The sequence below is a fragment of the Ursidibacter sp. B-7004-1 genome (genome assembly GCF_053654055.1).
In genome coordinates, this window is record NZ_JBSIUP010000009.1 from 1 (window position 1) to 17,881 (window position 17,881).

19 protein-coding genes are annotated in these 17,881 nt (G+C 38.3%); 8 read left to right on the forward strand and 11 right to left on the reverse strand.

The window, feature by feature from the left end; translation table 11 throughout:
* Positions 1–1,083, forward strand: a 1,083-nt coding sequence (locus tag ACWIW0_RS04365; protein WP_454452355.1) for a YadA-like family protein, incomplete at its 5' end; no start/stop codon positions are given.
* A gap of 148 nt (positions 1,084–1,231) precedes the next feature.
* On the opposite strand, the gene ACWIW0_RS04370 is transcribed toward ACWIW0_RS04365, so the two are convergent.
* Complete coding sequence (locus ACWIW0_RS04370; RefSeq protein WP_454452356.1) at positions 1,232–2,122, reverse strand: LysR family transcriptional regulator; 891 nt, start codon at positions 2,120–2,122, stop codon at positions 1,232–1,234.
* Positions 2,123–2,267: 145 nt separating this feature from the next.
* On the opposite strand from ACWIW0_RS04370, the gene ACWIW0_RS04375 reads away from it, so the two are divergent.
* The 7 genes from ACWIW0_RS04375 (at position 2,268) to ACWIW0_RS04405 (ending at position 9,229) form a co-directional block, all read left to right on the forward strand.
* A complete protein-coding gene (locus tag ACWIW0_RS04375; RefSeq protein WP_454452357.1) occupies positions 2,268–2,678 on the forward strand; it encodes a DoxX family protein in 411 nt (136 codons plus the stop codon).
* Between the two features lie 165 nt (positions 2,679–2,843).
* Positions 2,844–3,881 (forward strand): small ribosomal subunit biogenesis GTPase RsgA, encoded by a 1,038-nt coding sequence (rsgA, locus tag ACWIW0_RS04380; protein WP_454445973.1) that lies wholly within the window; start codon positions 2,844–2,846, stop codon positions 3,879–3,881.
* 102 nt (positions 3,882–3,983) lie between these two features.
* Positions 3,984–4,862, forward strand: a complete 879-nt coding sequence (locus ACWIW0_RS04385; protein ID WP_454452358.1) for a metal ABC transporter substrate-binding protein — start codon at positions 3,984–3,986, stop codon at positions 4,860–4,862.
* Between the two features lie 13 nt (positions 4,863–4,875).
* The gene (locus tag ACWIW0_RS04390; RefSeq protein WP_454452359.1) at positions 4,876–5,652 is read left to right on the forward strand and encodes an ATP-binding cassette domain-containing protein; all 777 of its coding nucleotides are present in this window, start codon (positions 4,876–4,878) and stop codon (positions 5,650–5,652) included.
* Entirely contained in the window at positions 5,652–6,530 is an 879-nt protein-coding gene (locus ACWIW0_RS04395) for a metal ABC transporter permease (RefSeq protein ID WP_157395410.1), read from the forward strand. Before ACWIW0_RS04390 ends, ACWIW0_RS04395 begins: the two co-directional genes overlap by 1 nt.
* The gene (locus ACWIW0_RS04400; protein ID WP_454452360.1) at positions 6,523–7,344 is read left to right on the forward strand and encodes a metal ABC transporter permease; all 822 of its coding nucleotides are present in this window, start codon (positions 6,523–6,525) and stop codon (positions 7,342–7,344) included. Before ACWIW0_RS04395 ends, ACWIW0_RS04400 begins: the two co-directional genes overlap by 8 nt.
* Positions 7,345–7,780: 436 nt before the next feature.
* Complete coding sequence (locus ACWIW0_RS04405) at positions 7,781–9,229, forward strand: catalase (protein ID WP_454452361.1); 1,449 nt, start codon at positions 7,781–7,783, stop codon at positions 9,227–9,229.
* 137 nt (positions 9,230–9,366) lie between these two features.
* Here the strand turns inward: ACWIW0_RS04405 and ACWIW0_RS04410 are convergent, their stop codons facing one another.
* From ACWIW0_RS04410 to frdA, 10 genes are all read right to left on the reverse strand, one after another.
* Positions 9,367–10,092, reverse strand: a complete 726-nt coding sequence (locus tag ACWIW0_RS04410; RefSeq protein ID WP_454452362.1) for a glutathione peroxidase — start codon at positions 10,090–10,092, stop codon at positions 9,367–9,369.
* 154 nt (positions 10,093–10,246) lie between these two features.
* Positions 10,247–10,756, reverse strand: coding sequence for a peptide-methionine (S)-S-oxide reductase MsrA (msrA, locus tag ACWIW0_RS04415; protein ID WP_157393974.1), 510 nt, complete (start codon positions 10,754–10,756; stop codon positions 10,247–10,249).
* Between the two features lie 25 nt (positions 10,757–10,781).
* On the reverse strand, positions 10,782–11,438 hold the full coding sequence (gene yczE, locus ACWIW0_RS04420) for a membrane protein YczE (protein WP_454452363.1): 657 nt from the start codon (positions 11,436–11,438) through the stop codon (positions 10,782–10,784).
* Complete coding sequence (locus ACWIW0_RS04425; RefSeq protein ID WP_454452410.1) at positions 11,431–12,612, reverse strand: lipoprotein-releasing ABC transporter permease subunit; 1,182 nt, start codon at positions 12,610–12,612, stop codon at positions 11,431–11,433. The genes yczE and ACWIW0_RS04425 overlap by 8 nt, the downstream gene beginning before the upstream one ends.
* A 77-nt stretch (positions 12,613–12,689) precedes the next feature.
* Entirely contained in the window at positions 12,690–13,235 is a 546-nt protein-coding gene (sodC, locus tag ACWIW0_RS04430) for a superoxide dismutase [Cu-Zn] SodC (protein WP_454452364.1), read from the reverse strand.
* 9 nt (positions 13,236–13,244) lie between these two features.
* On the reverse strand, positions 13,245–14,192 hold the full coding sequence (locus ACWIW0_RS04435) for a 2-hydroxyacid dehydrogenase (protein WP_454452365.1): 948 nt from the start codon (positions 14,190–14,192) through the stop codon (positions 13,245–13,247).
* A gap of 153 nt (positions 14,193–14,345) precedes the next feature.
* The gene (gene frdD, locus ACWIW0_RS04440; protein WP_157395304.1) at positions 14,346–14,690 is read right to left on the reverse strand and encodes a fumarate reductase subunit FrdD; all 345 of its coding nucleotides are present in this window, start codon (positions 14,688–14,690) and stop codon (positions 14,346–14,348) included.
* Between the two features lie 10 nt (positions 14,691–14,700).
* Complete coding sequence (gene frdC / locus ACWIW0_RS04445) at positions 14,701–15,093, reverse strand: fumarate reductase subunit FrdC (protein ID WP_157395305.1); 393 nt, start codon at positions 15,091–15,093, stop codon at positions 14,701–14,703.
* 10 nt (positions 15,094–15,103) lie between these two features.
* Positions 15,104–15,874, reverse strand: coding sequence for a succinate dehydrogenase/fumarate reductase iron-sulfur subunit (locus tag ACWIW0_RS04450; RefSeq protein ID WP_157395306.1), 771 nt, complete (start codon positions 15,872–15,874; stop codon positions 15,104–15,106).
* Between the two features lie 6 nt (positions 15,875–15,880).
* On the reverse strand, positions 15,881–17,668 hold the full coding sequence (gene frdA, locus ACWIW0_RS04455) for a fumarate reductase (quinol) flavoprotein subunit (protein WP_157395307.1): 1,788 nt from the start codon (positions 17,666–17,668) through the stop codon (positions 15,881–15,883).
* Positions 17,669–17,881: the final 213 nt, after the last annotated feature.

Below are 17,881 nucleotides of genomic sequence, written 5' to 3' on the forward strand. Positions count from 1 at the left end.
GGCGACAAAGGTCCTACAGGTGACCAAGGTCCTACTGGTGACCAAGGTCCTACAGGCGACAAAGGTCCTACAGGTGACCAAGGTCCTGTAGGCGACAAAGGTCCTACTGGTGACCAAGGTCCTACTGGTGACCAAGGTCCTGCAGGTGAGCAAGGTCCTACAGGCGATAAAGGTCCTACCGGTGAAGCAGGTCCACAGGGCGACAAAGGCCCTACAGGTGAAGCAGGTCCACAGGGCGACAAAGGCCCTACAGGTGAAGCAGGTCCACAGGGCGACAAAGGCCCTACAGGTGAAGCAGGTCCACAAGGTGACAAAGGCCCAGATGGCGACAAAGGCCCACAAGGTGACAAAGGTCCACAAGGTGACAAAGGTCCTCAAGGTGAACAAGGCCCACAAGGTGAAAGTGGCGAAAATGGTAAAAAAGCAACTGCAGCCATTACCGATAATGGCGATGGAACTCATACAATTACCATCACAAATCCAGATGACACCACAACTACCACTACTGTAAAAGATGGTAAGAAAGGGGATAAAGGCGATAAAGGCGATCCAGCAAAAGTAATAGCAGGCAAAAATATGCTTATTAAAGATGCTGGTACTAGCGAACCGAATGCGGTTATCGTTGAGTCTACTCCTCACGTAGAGTACGAAAGTGTAACGGTAGGTGATGTTAATATTAATAAAGATGGTATCAGAGTAGGTGATGTGAAAATTGCCACTGACGGTATTAATGCAGGTAGTAAAAAAGTTACTAACGTTGCTCGTGGAACAGCTCCAACAGATGCTGTAAATGTAGCACAACTTAATGAAAGTGTTGGTGCAGTGAATAGCCGTATTAATAAAACGGATAAAAATTTGCGTGCTGGTGTTGCGGGTGCAATGGCTTCAGCTGGGTTATATCACGCTACATTACCAGGTAAATCAATGGTAGCTGCTGGTATGGGTACTTATAAAGGTGAAAGTGCAGTAGCAATAGGTTACTCTCGTTTATCTGCCAACGGAAAAGTAGGCATTAAAGCCTCTGTGAATGCAAATACTCGTGGCGACTTCGGTGCTGCGGCAAGTGTTGGATATCAATGGTAATGCTATTGCTTACTTAAATAGAGAGTAACTAACATAAATCTGTACCCCAAAAGTGAATATTCACTGAGTAGGGTGCAGATTTTTTTAGATACAATTCTTTAGAGATTTCAGGTGTGTGTAACAATGAAAAATAGACCAAACTATCAGGTCAGAGCTTCAATTTTGCGAAGTAGTCTATAATTAACTCACAAGCAAGACGGACTTTTTCTGATTGAATTCGTTGTAGCGTAACTAAATAAAGTGGAACAGATGGTAATTGCCAATCGCTAAATAGTTGGATTAACTCACCGCTTGTAATATCAGCTTGAACGTCATCAATTGGCTGGATTGAAATGCCTAGCCCACGCATTGTTAAACGGCGACTTGCATAGAGCGTATTGCAACTGATGCGATAGATTGGAGTAATAGTTTGTTTTTCATTACCATTATTAAATGTCAGTGAAGTAAAGTTAGGGTTTGAAAAATCGATCCAGTCTAACTTGGCTAATTCTACTAAACTGGTTGGGATAGCTTTATCTTGAAAGTATTGACGATGAGCAACAATAGCCCATTTAAAATCATAAATATGGCGTGCAATCATATTATTAGTTAAAACCCCTGTTCCTGAACGCAAGGCGATATCAACACGTTGTTCTAATAAATCAATTACTTTATCTTCAAATAATAGGTTTAAACGAAATTCAGGGTGGTTATCTAAAACCGATTTGAATGCACTCGTAAGTAGGCTATCTGTAAGCCCTGTTACACAAGCAATAGTTAATTGACCTATTGGTTGAGAACGCAAAATTTCCACACTTTTCATTGCATCTTCGGCACTTTGTTGCATTTTGGCTGCGTGCTGATAGAAAACCTCACCAGCTTCAGTCAGTGATAATTTGCGAGTGGTACGATTTAATAATTTAATATTTAGTTGAGTTTCAAGTTTTTGAATGGCTTGCGTAATAGCAGATGGTGTTAATGAAAGCTGATTGGCGGCAGCTTGCATTGAACCTTGTTCAACTACTGTAGTAAAAATAGTGATAGATTTATAATCGTACATAACACACCTTTGGCGAACTTTATTAAGTTATGCTTAATAGTGTATTTATAAAATTGATAATGATCAAATTTCTTTAATCATTATAATGCCATTCAAGAGCCTGACTTTTGTCAGGCTTATCATTTTTTTATAGAAGGAAAGTAAAATGAATCAATTATTAGACAAATTCAGCCCAGTGGTTTTCTTATTCGTGCGTATTGTTACAGGCTATATGTTTTTATTACACGGTACGGCGAAATTTTTTGAATTTCCAGTATCAATGACAGGCGGGAACGGTAGCGTAGAGCTATTTTCTTTATTCGGTCTTGCTGCTATTTTAGAAGTAGTTGGCGGTATCTTTATTATTTTAGGTTTGTTCACACGTCCAACAGCTTTTTTACTCTCTGGTCAAATGGCGTATGCGTATTTCATCGTGCACGCAACAGCGGAAAATGTATTACAGCCAATGCTTAACAAAGGGGAACTAGCTGCATTATATTCAGTTGTCTTCTTATTGTTTGTGGTAACGGGGGCTGGTAAATTATCGCTTGATCAGAAGTTTTTTGGTAAAAACTAATTCGCTACTCTATTAAGTCAAAATCATTATGAAGTCCCCTAATTAAAGGGGATTTTTATTTTCTCTCTACTTTAATTTACAAATTTCTGTAAGAATCTCACCGCTTGTTGCTGTTTTATAGTATCCTTTCTGCTTTAGTCATTCCTTTGTAAGAGAGTATTTCCTTTGAGTAAACGCCGATTAACCCAAAATCAACAACGTCGTATTCAATCTAATCATCATAAAAAAATCAGTAAAAAAGAATTTGAGTGGCAAGATGAAATGCTTGGCGATATTCAGCAAGGTATTGTCGTTACTCGCCACGCCAAACACGCTGATGTGGAAACGGAAAGCGGTGAGATTTTTCGTTGTAATTTACGCCGTACACTAAAGAATGTTGTTGTGGGAGATGTGGTTTCTTGGCGGTTAGGAAATGAGCAATTACAAGGAATAAGTGGTGTCATTGAAGCGATTTATCCACGCAAAAATGAATTAAGTCGCCCTGATTATTATGATGGTATCAAAGTAATGGCGGCAAATATTGATCAAATTATTATTGTGTCTGCGGTATTACCCCAACTGTCGTTGAATATTATTGATCGTTACTTGGTCATTTGTGAAAATGCGAATATTCCTGCTTTGATTGTGTTAAATAAAATTGATCTGCTTGATGCTCAAGCTCGTCAAGAAGTCGAAAAACAGTTGGCAATTTATCAAAAAATTGGGTATCAAACGCTCTGTTTATCGGCAGATAGTGGTGAAAATATGGCAACATTAGATGCTTATTTAGCACAAGGTACTTCTATTTTTGTTGGGCAATCAGGTGTTGGAAAATCAAGCTTAATTAACCGCTTATTACCTGAAGTGAATGCTCAAACAGGGGCTGTTAGTGATACTTCAGGGCTAGGGCAACATACTACTACTGCCTCTCGTTTATATCATCTACAACAAGGGGGGAATTTAATTGATTCACCCGGGATTCGTGAATTTGGATTATGGCATTTAGAACCTGAACAGATTACTCAAGGCTATCGTGAGTTCCAATCTGTATTGGGGACTTGCAAATTCCGAGATTGTAAGCATAAAGATGATCCGGGTTGTGCAGTGCGAGAAGCGGTTGAATTGGGTAAGATTGATTCTGTTCGCTTTGAAAACTATCATCGTTTAATTGAAAGTCGTGAGGAAACAAAAAGCCAGCGACATTTTCGTAAAGAGGATTTGTAAAATTGTAAATCTAAAATTTGCAAATCATTTTCATTTGCTTAATTTCCGAGAAAGTATATAATAGAAAGTGCGTAAGACCATAACTTTTTTAAGGAGATTAAAATGAAAAAAATAGTCGCGCTCTTAGGTACAATTTTACTTGCTGCTACACCGTTGTCAGCAAAACAATTTAAAGTTGTCACAACCTTTACTGTTATTCAAGACATCGCTCAAAACGTAGCGGGTGATAAAGCAGTGGTAGAATCTATCACTAAACCGGGTGCTGAAATCCACGATTATCAACCGACCCCACAAGATGTTGTAAAAGCACAATCTGCCGATTTAGTGCTTTGGAATGGAATGAATTTAGAACGTTGGTTTGAGCGTTTCTTCACTCAAGTGAAAGATAAACCAGCGGTAGTAGTAACAGAAGGTATTACCCCAATTTCAATTTATGAAGGCCCATACAAAGATATGCCAAACCCACACGCTTGGATGTCTACCAAAAATGCCTTAATTTATATTGAAAACATTCGTCAAGCATTGGTGAAGTATGACCCAGAGAATGCAGAAGCCTATAATAACAATGCAAAAGCTTATGTAGCAAAAATCACTGCGTTAGATGAGCCACTTCGTGCAAGACTAAATAATGTGCCTGAAGCACAGCGTTGGTTGGTAACTAGCGAAGGTGCATTCAGCTATTTAGCACAAGATTATGGCTTTAAAGAACTCTACTTATGGCCGATCAATGCAGATGCTCAAGGCACTCCGCAACAAATCAAAAATGTTATCAAGAAAGTACGTGAGCATAAAATTCCTGTCGTATTTAGCGAAAGTACAATTTCTGATAAACCTGCAAAACAAGTCGCAAAAGAAACAAAAGCGAAATACGGTGGCGTGCTTTATGTAGATTCTCTATCTACTAAAGAAGGTGCTGTACCAACCTATATCGATCTATTAAATGTTACTGTAAGTACCATTGTAAAAGGTTTCGAAAAATAATAGGTTGTAATCAATGAGAGATCACGTAAGTTCGCTTTCTGTTAAAGATGTTACTGTACGTTATAACAATGGGCACACAGCCATTCACGATATTAGCTTTGACCTAAATGGTGGCACTATTTGTGCATTACTTGGGGTCAATGGTAGTGGAAAATCAACTTTATTTAAGAGCATTATGGGGCTAGTAAGCCCCCAAGGGCAAATTCATATCTGTGGTATGCCTGTTAATCAGGCATTAAAGCAAAATTTGGTTGCCTATGTGCCGCAAAGTGAAGAAGTGGATTGGCAATTTCCTGTTTCAGTTTATGACGTAGTAATGATGGGACGCTATGGTTATATGAACTTCTTACGCTTGCCAACAGCGTTAGACAAGCAGAAAGTGCTTGATGCAATGGAGCGAGTCAATATTGCTCACTTGCGTGATCGCCAAATTGGTGAGCTTTCTGGCGGGCAAAAAAAGCGAGTTTTTCTTGCCCGAGCCTTAGCACAAGAAAGCCAAATTATTTTGCTAGATGAACCTTTTACAGGGGTTGATGTAACCACTGAAAACGCAATTATGGATCTATTGAAACAATTGCGAAATGAGGGGCATCTTATTCTTGTTTCCACACATAATCTAAGTTCTGTTCCCAGTTTTTGTGACCAAGCAGTAATGATTAACCGAACCGTTCTTGCAACAGGTGCGATTGAGACGACTTTCACGCCTGAAAATCTAGAACGAGTGTTTGGCGGAGTATTGCGTTATCAACATTTTCTTGCGGAGCAACCAGATCAACGCAAGGAATTGTAATGATTGAATGGTTACTTGAACCTTTCTCTTATGATTATATGTTTAAAGCCATAGTGGCAAGCGGTGCGATAGGGGCAGTCTGTGCTTTTCTTTCAGCTTATTTAATGTTAAAAGGCTGGTCGTTAATTGGTGATGCACTTTCTCACGCTGTCGTTCCGGGTGTTGCTTTGGCATACGCATTTTCATTACCTTATGCGATAGGGGCATTTTTTTCAGGCTTTATTGCAACTATTGCTATTTTAGCGATCAAATCTGTTACCAAATTAAAAGAAGATGCCATTATTGGTTTTATTTTCAGTACTTTTTTTGCTTTTGGGTTACTGATTATTTCTATCAATCCAACATCAGTAAATGTGCAGTCTATTATTCTTGGTAATATTTTAGGTATTGCCGATGAGGATATGTTACAGGTTGCTATCATTCTTGGGGTTTCACTCTTTTTTCTGATTATTTATTGGAAAGATTTATTACTTGTCTTTTTTGATGAAGTGCAAGCAAAAGCTGTCGGTATTTCACCTATTCGACTTAAAATTCTATTTTTCTCTCTACTCAGTGCTTGTATTGTAACTGCTCTACAAAGTGTGGGTGCAATTTTAGTCATTGCGATGGTGGTTACTCCTGGGGCAACTGCTTACTTACTGACGGATAGATTTGGAAAATTACTGATTATCTCAATTATTCTTGGTGGCGTAACTGGTTCCGTTGGAGCTTATTTAAGTTATTTTGCAGATGGTGCAACGGGTGGATTTATTGTTTCATTACAAACGCTGATTTTCCTAATCGCCTTTTTCTTTGCACCTAAATATGGATTATTACCCCGTAAATTTGCAAAAAAATCACCGAAAGTAACCGCTTACGGAGAGAACAATAATGTTTGATACCGTTATAAATTGGTTTGCTGAACCACTTTCATATCCTTTTATGCAACAAGCGTTAATTGTCGCTTTGGTTGTCGGTGTCGTTTGTGCAACCTTATCGTGCTATTTAGTCTTGAAAGGTTGGTCATTGATGGGCGATGCGATCTCTCACGCTGTATTACCTGGTATTGTAATCGCATACTTACTTGCTATTCCATTAGCGATAGGGGCGTTTGTCTCTGGGATATTTTGTGCTGTTGCCGTAGGTTATCTTAAAGAGAATAGCCGAATAAAAGAAGATACAGTAATGGGAATTGTATTTTCAGGAATGTTTGCATTTGGATTAGTTTTGTTTGCTAAAGTGCAGACTGATCAACATCTAATGCATATCTTATTTGGTGATTTACTTGGTATTACAGAGGAAGAATTTCGCCAATCGTTATGGATTGCATTTACTGTATTGCTTGTTATTTTAATAAAACGTAAAGATCTATTGCTTTATTGCTTTGATCCTAGTCACGCAAGAACAGTTGGACTAAATAATAAAGTATTGCATTATGGTTTATTAGTGCTACTTGCATTAGTTATCATCAGTGCAATGCAAGTAGTCGGTGTTATTTTAGTTGTTGCGATGTTAATTACTCCGGGGATTACAGGATATACCCTAGCAAAACGTTTTGACCGAATGTTACTCATTGCGGTTGGGACATCGTTGTTGAGTGCCTTTTGGGGTGTCTTCCTTAGTTTCCACTTTAATGTGGCGACAGGACCTACCATTATCTTGCTACAAGCGGGCTGTTTCTTGATTAGTTTTGCGATAAGTAAATTACGTTAAATTATTCAACCTATCTTAAAGTAGCTTCTACATTCATATTACTAGCCTTTATTTGAGGCTCAGATTATTGACAAAGTCTTTTTTCATTCGGACGCCAGCGTGGCGTCCCTACAAGGAAAGTTATAACTAATTGAAAAATAACAGATTTTATTTTGTTGTGTAGGGACGCCACGCTGGCGTCCGTTTATTGAATACAACAAATTGGGGTTTGTCATCAGTCTGAGTCTCTATTTGAGGCTTTTCATCTTTTTAGTACTTTTTGTTGTAACTACTACATTCGCTTAAAATTTCAATTGATTATTATTATCAATAAATCCTATTAAATTTATATTTTTAATAGTCATATATTATCAAATCAATAGATTGAGAAATTAAGGGGGCTACGTATAATCCACTTCGCAAATTACCTAACCCTATTTTTGAGGAGAATCTTATTATGTCAAAATGTCCTTTTGATCACGGATCAAAAACATTAACAACTGCTGCTGGTGCACCAGTAGTAGATAATGATAATACAATGTCTGCGGGTCCTCGTGGTCCATTATTATTACAAGACGTTTGGTTTCAAGAAAAATTAGCACACTTTGCTCGTGAGCGTATTCCTGAGCGTGTTGTTCACGCAAAAGGTTCTGCGGCTTACGGTACATTTAAAGTGACTGCAGATATTACCAAATACACTAAAGCAGCTGTATTCAAACCAGGTGCAGAAACTGAAGTTTTATTACGTTTTTCAACGGTAGCAGGTGAGCGTGGTGCGGCTGATGCTGAGCGTGATGTTCGTGGTTTCTCATTAAAATTCTATACAGAACAAGGGAACTGGGATTTAGTAGGTAACAACACACCTGTATTCTTTATTCGTGATCCATTAAAATTCCCTGATTTTATTCATACACAAAAACGTAATCCACAAACTAACTTGCGTGATGCAAATGCTGCGTGGGATTTCTGGTCACGTCACCCTGAGTCAATGCACCAAATTATGACATTATTCTCAGATCGTGGTATTCCAGCGACATTACGTCATATGAATGGTTATGGTAGCCACACATATAGTTTTGTAAACGAAGCAAATGAGCGTTTCTGGGTTAAATTCCACTTCAAAACACAACAAGGTCATAAATTCTTTACTAATGAAGAAGCGGCTAAAGTGGTGGGTGAAGATCGTGAATCAAGCCAAAAAGATTTATATGAGTCTATTGAGAAAGGGGATTTCCCACGTTGGACAGTTCAAGTGCAAATTATGCCAGAAGCTGATGCTCACAAACATAACTATGCATTTGACTTAACAAAAGTATGGCCACACGCAGATTACCCAGTTATTGAAGTGGGTGTATTGGAGTTAAACCGTAACCCAGTGAACTACTTTGCTGAAGTAGAGCAAGCTGCTTTTGCTCCATCTAACATCGTACCTGGAATTGGTTTCTCACCAGATCGTATGTTACAAGGTCGTTTGTTCTCTTATCAAGATGCACAACGTTACCGTTTAGGTGTAAACCATCACCAAATTCCTGTAAATGCACCAAAATGCCCATATCACACAACTCATCGTGATGGTGCAATGCGTGTAGATGCAAATGGTGGTAATAACCCTAACTATGCACCAAACCGTTTTGATACTTATGTACCAACGCACGATCAATTACCATTACAAATTGAACGTGAAGCAGCACATTTTAATTTCCGTGAGTATGATGAAGATTACTATTCACAACCAGCAGCACTTTATAATATCTTTACTGCTGAAGAGAAAGATCGCCTAGCTGGTAACTTTGCGGCAGGTTTATCAGGTGTAACTGTGCCTGAAATTGTAGAAAGACAATTAGCTCACTTTGAAAAAGTAAGCACCGAATTAGCGAATGCAATCCGTCAAAAACTTGCAAAATAGTTTAGACATATTTTCTCCTTAGCGTGCATTCGCTATCCTCTAAAACCCTACCGAAAGGTAGGGCTATACTAATAAAAAACTTAGTTCACTATAAAATGAACTAAGTTTTAGCATTAAGAAATTTTACTCTTTAAAAATTATGCAAAATACTTCTCAAGATCATCACTACCGCCAATGTATTGACCACCGATGAAAATTTGTGGCACGCTGGTTTTACCAGTAATTGCTCGAACAGAAGTGGTGCTAGCATCACGACCTAAAATGATTTCTTCATAAGTAAAGCCTTTCTCAGCTAATAACGTTTTAGCTTTAATGCAATAAGGGCAACCTGGCTTAGTAAAAATAGACACCGATGGTTTTGCCTTCCAATCAGGTTTGAGATATTGAATCATCGTATCTGCATCAGATACTTTGAATGGATCACCTGGTTCATTTGGCTCAATAAACATTTTCTCAACTACACCATTTTTAACTAGCATTGAATAACGCCAAGAACGTTTACCGAAACCAAGATCATTTTTATCAACCAACATTTCCATACCAGCGGTAAATTCGCCATTACCATCTGGTAATACAGTTACGTTTGCACATTCTTGATCTGCTTTCCAAGCGTTCATTACAAAGGTATCATTCACTGATACACAAATGATGTCATCAACACCCAGAGCTTTAAATTCTGCGGCTAATTCATTATAACGTGGTAAGTGCGTTGAAGAACAAGTTGGGGTAAATGCACCTGGCAATGAAAATAATACAACCGTTTTATTATCAAAAAGCTCTGAGCTGGTAACATCAACCCATTGATCGCCTTGACGAGTGTGGAATGTAACTTGAGGAACTTTTTTTCCTTCCATCATAGACATAATATTTTCTCCTATTTATTAAAAATCTAATAAACTAAATACTACAAAATGCAGTAGTAGCTTGTCGATTATAATGAAAATTGACTATGACTTCTAATAATTTACGCAATAAATTTGGTAAACTGCCCTTATACATTCCATCTACTCATCTATCTTAATCTTGGTTTTTTAAAATCTCATTCATTAACTGAATATCAATGTGGCAATAACCATTCGGGTTTTTATCCAAATAATCTTGATGATACTCTTCAGCTGGAAAATAGTGTTCTAACATCTCATTTTCTACTGCTAATGGCTGAGCATAGGCTTTTTGTAGTTCTGTAAGAGATTGAGTAATAATAGGGCTATCTTGCGGATCAACATAATAAATACCTGTACGATATTGAATACCTTTATCTGCACCTTGTTGATTGATACTAATCGGGTCAATCACTTTAAAGTAGTAATCCAATAATTTTGCTAGGCTGATTTTATTTACATCATAAGTCACTTTTACAACTTCTGCGTGTCCACTCCCATTGCAAACGTCTTTATAAGTTGGATTTAAACTACCGCCATTTGCATAGCCAGATTCAGCATCTATTACCCCATTGATGCGTTGCATAAAGGCTTCTGTTCCCCAAAAACAGCCGCCTGCTAAATAGATCTCTTTAATATTTGACATTGATAACTCCTTTGTAAAATGTTGATTAAATCTTACCGCTTGTTTGGTTTCCAAAACGTTGAAATGCCATTGCTGTAAATTGAATAATCCAACCTACACCTAATGCGAAAGCAATAGTACTGATGCCTAACGTACCACCTAATAATAGCCCTAGAATACCTACTGTCGCTTCAATGGTTGTACGAACAATTCCAACTTTCCAGCCATATTTTAAGCAGACACCTACCATCAACCCATCGCGAGGCCCTGCTCCCAGTTGGCAAGAAAGATAAAAGGTTGTACTAATACCGAATAATACAATGGCAAAAATCATCAAGAAAATACGCGCCATTGTACCTGATGGGGCAGGAATATAATTGACGGTGAGATCAATAAAAAGTGCGATAATGAATACGTTAAGCAAAGTACCTAAACCGATTCGTAATTTAAGTGGAATCCATAATAGTAATACAATTAAGCTAACAATGGCGATTACAACACCAATAGATAGTCCTGTTTGTAGTGCAACACCTTGAGCAAATATTGTCCAAGGTGTTGCCCCTAAATTAGCTAATACGAGTAAACCATCACCGATACCCATCAATGCCATTGCAATACAAATAACGCATAAAGGATAAGGTTTAAACTGCCATTGATGATCCGCAGCCCAAGGCATTTTAGGAATTGGCGATTTTCTACTCATAACGTAACGCCTCCGCAGGTTCAATTTTAGCGGCTCGATAAGCTGGGTAAAGGGTACATAATAACGATAGAGCCATTGAAGAAAGTAGTACAACCGTAATCTGAGAGTAAGCAACTTCTGTTGGTAACACTACGCCTAAAGGATTTACAAAATTAAGTATCACAGATAAATGTTGAGCAATTAACAGACCTAGTCCTCCCCCTAATAATGCACCAATAACACCCACTATCGCACCTTGTGCAACAAAAATTTGCATTACTTGCCCTTTTGTTAGTCCCTGTGTTTGTAAAATAGCAATTTCCCCTTGTTTATCAACCACCATTAAACTTAGGGACGTTACAATATTGGAAATGGCGACAATGATAATTAAGCTAACCAATAGGCTCATCATATTTTTTTCCATTCTAACCGCTTGGAAAAACTCGCCTTTTTGCTCACGCCAATCGTTAATTTGCCAATTATTATCAGAAAAGTATTTAGGCAGTTCAGTCACATCAAAAGGATCACTGAGGAATAGTCTTAACCCTTGTGCTGTAGTTACATCTAAACGTAATAAACGTCCAACATCCGTCAAATTAGCAAACAGGATATACTCACTTGCTTCATTTTGAGAATGATATATTTGAGAAATAGTAAATAGCCGTTGAACTGGTACTCGTCCAAATGGTGTGTATTGGCTATTTTCTGTAATCATTAGGCGGATTTTATCACCTAGATTTAAGTTTAATTCCTGTGCTAAACGAGAGCCAATAATGACATTAAACTGGTTAGTCGGCAGAAAATCAGAAAGATTAACAATATCCGTAAGTAATGGATCATCCGTATTTGACTGAACACCTATCAATTGTCCAGCATTTATACCCTGCTGACTCTGAATAACGACATTCGCTCGGTTAATAACCACCGCTTTTTCAACAAAGTTTGGGGCATTAAGAGACTTAGGTACATTCCAAGGGCGTTCACTAGGAGTAATAATTGCATGTGGCAAAGTTGAGAGTAAATTATGCTTTTGTGTAGTTTCTAAACCATTCATTACTGATAGCACAATAACTAACGCCATTACACCTAACACAATACCTAAACTGGCTAGATTAGTTACCAAACGACCAAATTTGTCGCCACTCTTAGAACGCCAGTAGCGTAATGCAATAAATAAAGGGATTTTAAAATTCATCATTTCATTCAAAAAAGATAAGCGGATAGAAATTGGTAAAATTCTACCAAAATCTATCCGCTTATTTGAGCTATTTTTTAGTTAATTACACCACAAGCTATTCTAGGTCCGCCGCCACCAAGTGGTGCAGGATGATCTGAATGATTATCCCCACCTGCGTGAATCATTAATGAGCGACCTTTTACTTCATCTAATTTTTTCAAGCGTGGAGCAAGTACAGGGTTAGTTGCATTACCATCGTGATCTACCGTTAATGCAGGTAAATCACCTAAATGAGCGTCATCGACCCAAGGGAAACCGTGTTTTTTCGTTCCTTTTGGATCCCAATGTCCGCCAGCACCTAAACCAGCAACTAGCTTTCCATCTTTCTCTTTAGGATCACAGCTTGGGTTTTCGTGAATATGAAAACCGTGTAATCCGTGAGAAAGTCCTGTTAGATTTGGCGTAAAGACCAAACCATAAGACGATTCCGTAATCGTAACAACGCCCACATCTTTATTACCATTTTGCGGGTCTAATTGTTGAACTTTAACTTCAATTTTTGCCATTTCATTTGCCATTGTTGGTGCTGAAAAAGCAAATAATGAGGCGAATGCTAATGCAACTGCTGTTTTTGTTTTCATCGGAGTCTCCTATTTTCCCGTTGTGACAAATTCTTCAATATTTTGAGCGACTTTATTGACTAAGGTGGTTACGGCGGAATCACTTGCCCACGCAATATGTGGAGTAATCAATAAATTAGGTAAACGTTTTGCTGCTTGGATAAGTGGGTTGTCTTTCTCAGGCGGTTCTTTCACTAATACATCTAATGCAGCTCCTGCAATCACACCATTCTCAAGGGCGTGTAATAAAGCAGTTTCATCAACTAAAGGGCCACGTCCAGTATTGATTAAATAAGCACTTGGTTTCATTAACGCTAATGTATCCGCATTGATTAAATTCTGTGTCGTTTCAGTTAATGGACAATGTAGCGTAACAATATCAGCTTGTTTTAAAACATCTTCAAATGCGGTATAGCCTTCACGAATGGTTGTAGCACCTTTATGTTCTGCATAAAGCACGTTCATTCCTAGTAGTTGTGCTAAACGCCCCACTTCTGTACCTAAGCACCCTTTACCAAAAACGCCCAATGTTGCCCCACGCACATCTGTAATCGGGTAATCGGTATAGCAGAATTGCCCACAGGTTGCCCAACGGTCTGAAGTGATTTGATCTCGATGATAGCCAACCAAACTATGTTTAAGGGCGAAGATCATTCCTAAAACGTGTTCAGGCACTGTCACCGATGAATATCCCGTTACATTTTTAACCGCAATACCCAGCTCTTTTGCGGCAACTAAATCAATATTGTTAGTTCCTGTTGCTGTTATCGCAATCAATTTTAATTTTGGTAATTTTGCTAAAAGCTCACGATTAAAAACCACTTTACTGGTAACCACAATATCTGCATCTTTAACTCGTTCGTAAGTTTCATCTGCTGAAGTGCGATCATATTCAACCCAATTATGTGGAAAACTTGGGCGTGGAATATCGTGGCTTGCTGGCACGCCAGTTCTATCTAAAAAAACAATGTTCAACATCATTAACTCCTTTGTTTATTATTGTATAAATTTGCTCGACTATATAACAAGTGGTTGCTTTTAACAAAAAATTTACAAAATACTTGTTGATTATAAAATAAAAGGCTATTCCCTACTAAAAGAATAGCCTTTTATATTCTATTTAATCAAAAGCTATAAGTTAATTACTGCAAAGAACACAAGCACGCTATAAAGGGCTGATAATCCATAGAAAATCCAAGCACCAGCAGGAACGTGTACTTTAAAATCGTGTAATCCTAAATGGATACGGTGCATACCACACCACATAGGGAAGATGAGAAATGCTAAGATAGCTAATTTTCCGATCCAAGTATGGGCAAATGCAATAATATTATCTGGTGTGATAATTCCAAACGGTAATAAAAAACCAAGAATTAACACTAATACAGGGAAAAAGATCGCACTAATTGCACCACCTGCACCGAATAATAACCACACTGCTGGTTCATTCGAACGTTTTGGGTTAAGTTTATCCATTGTATTCCCCTTATACTAAAATTAAAGCAAGTAAGCTCACAAATGCGGTAATTCCCCAAAAAGCTCGAGAAACTAGAGTAACATTTATACGTTCATTTTTCACAATAACGTTCATCATTTGTGGTGCCATACCAAAAAAAGTAAAGCTATTTAATAATACCGCCCCTAAGGTAATAATATTTAGAATAACTACTACTGGGTTTTGTAAAAAGCCTACGAAATCAGTTGCAAAAGTGCCTTTACCCAAAGAAACTAATCCATAGAGTAAAACTAAGCAGAACCAAACGGTTGGTACTGATGTGCTTTCACGCAAAACGTAGAATTTGTAAAAATCTAACTTCTTCCACCACGTTGGTTTAATTTCACGCACATATTTTTTGCGTTTACTGGCTGTTGTTGTCATCTTACTCTCCTTACTTCTGCGGTTTTAACATTGCAAATACATAGTCTTTCGCACTTTCAATCTTACCTTGGTTTACGGCAGATGCTGGGCCAACGTGTTTTGGACAAACTTCTGAACAGTAACCCACGAAAGTACAACTCCAAACACCATTTTTGCCATTTAGAATTTTCATACGTTCCGCTTTACCATTATCACGGTTATCTAAGTTATAACGGTGAGCAAGGGTTAATGCGGCAGGCCCAACAAATTCAGGATTTAGACCAAATTGTGGGCAAGCTGCATAACATAAACCACAGTTAATACACATTGAGAATGTACGATATTTCTCCAACTGTGCTGGTGTTTGTTTTGTACGACTTTTCGCTAATTCTGCTGATGGGTGCGGTTTACCATCTAACTCTGGAGCTTTATTATCAATGATATATGGCTTGATAGATTCCAGACTTTCAATAAAGTGGCTTAAATCAACCACTAAATCACGTTCAATCGGGAAGTTTGCAAGCGGTTCAATTCGCATATAACCACTGTAATCACGCAAGAATGTCTTACAAGCTAATTTGGGTTTACCGTTTACCATCATACCGCAAGAGCCACAGATCGCCATACGACAAGACCAACGATAAGATAGCTCTGGCTCTAATTCATCTTTAATATAACCAAGTGCATCAAGTAATGAAGTTTGGCTATCATAAGGTACTTCATATTTAGCTAAGAATGGTTCGTTATCTTGTTCAGGGTTATAACGAAGCACTTCGACTGTCATTTTACTTTGGTTAGTCATCTTCTGTTACTCCTTGTTTGCTGCCGCTTTTTCTTGTGCTTCTGCTTCCGCACCATACACACGTTTTGCAGGTTGTGATTTGGTAATTTTCACATCGCTATATTTGATCGTTGGTGCACCATCTGCATTGTAGAATGCTTGAGTGTGTTTTAAGTAATTTACATCATCACGTTCTACATAGTCTAAACGTTGGTGAGCACCACGAGATTCTTTACGTTCAACTGCTGATGATGAAATAGATTGAGCAACATCAAGAATATACCCTAACTCAATTTTATAGAGTAAATCGGTATTAAATACACTTGAAGTGTCTTTTACTTTAATACGTTTATAACGTTCTTTTAACTCTGCAATTTTAGCGACTGTTTTTTCCATACTCTCTTGTGTACGATAAATACCACAGCCTTCTTCCATTGAGTCACCCATTTCATTACGAATTTGTGACCAAGATTCTTCGCCTTCTTGACGAGCTAACGCATAAACACGTTCTAACACATCTTGAGCCTGTGCATCAATTACCGCTTGGTTGCGAGGGCTTGCTTCAACTGCACGTTGGGCTGCCATCTCACCTGCCACTTTACCGAACACGACTAATTCAGCTAATGAGTTTGAGCCTAAACGGTTTGCTCCGTGTAAGCCTGATGATGCACACTCACCCACCGCAAATAAGCCTTTAATGCAGGTTTCTGCTTGTTGATCAACTTCAATACCACCCATTGTGTAGTGAACAACAGGACGAACAGGGATTGGAGCTTTAGCTGGATCTACACCTTCATAAGCTTTTGCTAATTCACAAATGAATGGTAAACGCTCGTGTAAGTATTTTTCACCTAAATGACGTAAATCTAAATGTACAACATCAACACCTTTTGCTGTTTTTAATGTGTTGCCTTTACGCCATTCTTGCCAGAATGCTTGAGAAACTTTGTCACGTGGACCTAATTCCATATATTTATTTTCTGGTTTACCAATTGGTGTTTCTGGTCCTAGACCATAATCTTGTAAATAACGATAACCATCTTTATTCACTAAGATACCGCCTTCACCACGACAACCTTCTGTCATCAAAATACCTGTATTTGGTAAGCCTGTTGGGTGATACTGTACAAATTCCATATCACGCAATGGTACACCGTGGCGATAAGCCATTGATAAGCCATCACCCGTTACGATACCACCATTGGTGTTAAAGCGATATGCTCGACAACCACCACCAGTGGCAATTACAACCGCATTTGCATTGATTTGGACGAAAGTTCCTTCCATCATATTCATTGCAACACAGCCACGAGCGTGACCATCATCAACTAAAATATCTACCACAAAATGCTCATCAAAACGGATAATTTGTGGGTATTTAATTGAAGTTTGGAAAAGGGTATGTAATAAGTGGAAACCTGTTTTGTCGGCTGCAAACCAAGTACGCTCGATTTTCATTCCACCGAAACGGCGAACATTTACATCACCGTCTTCTTTACGACTCCAAGGGCAACCCCAACGCTCAAGTTGGGTCATTTCAACTGGAGAATGCTCTACAAAGTACTCTACAACATCTTGCTCGCATAACCAATCTCCCCCACCTACGGTATCGTGGAAATGTTTATCATAAGAGTCAGTTTCTTTAACTACTGCAGCCGCTCCCCCTTCTGCCGCAACAGTATGGCTACGCATAGGATAAACTTTTGAAATTAAAGCTATTTTTAGATTTGGATTCGCTTCCGCAGCTGCAATTGCAGCACGTAAACCGCCACCACCAGCGCCCACAATGGCAACATCAACATTGATAGTTTGCACAATTTCCTCCTTGGGAATATAAATACATCAACTAAAATTTGCAGATATTTTGCCATTATTTTTTATGGTTTATAACCACTTTTTACAATTTATTAACATAAAAAAAGCAGTTTTGTGATCTACCTCAAAAAACAGATTAAACCATTCTAATGTATTGATAATCGCTCTTATTAAGTGTGTGATTTTATAAGGAATTTTATTAAATCAACGATA